The 425-nt window shown below is 59.1% G+C and carries 1 pseudogene; it reads left to right on the forward strand.

The features are described 5' to 3' along the window. Positions 1-169 precede the first annotated feature (169 nt). Positions 170-425, forward strand: a pseudogene (locus tag H0X90_RS35425) (polyribonucleotide nucleotidyltransferase); the annotation flags it as partial.

Genomic DNA, 425 nt, shown 5'->3' on the forward strand with positions numbered 1-425 from the left:
ATCACGCACTGCGCGTGATGAAAAGTGCCTGCGTCAGCGTGCTGATGCAGGCATTTTGTTTTTGGCGGCCGCGTTTGTGGCCGCGCCGGGCAACCGGTGAGTGATGGCAGTCGGCTAGTTCAAAATGGAGCGGCTGCCAAGGACCGGGGGCGGCAGGAAGCAGGGCCTTGTGTCATTCCAACGCGGCATTGATGCCAGCGCTGCGCTGGAATGGCATAAAACACACCTCTGCAACCGCACCGTCTTACGGAACGTGTTTGTCGCGGTGAAGCGCAATGAAGCGCGCCGCGAATACCGAACAGGAGATGCTATGACCATGTTCAATAAGGTCGTCAAAGAATTCCAATGGGGCGGCCATAAGGTCCGCATGGAGACGGGTGAGATCGCCCGTCAGGCGAGCGGCGCTGTGCTGCTCGATATGGACG

This window comes from Burkholderia sp. 9775_39, assembly GCF_015712225.1.
GTDB lineage: Bacteria > Pseudomonadota > Gammaproteobacteria > Burkholderiales > Burkholderiaceae > Burkholderia > Burkholderia cenocepacia.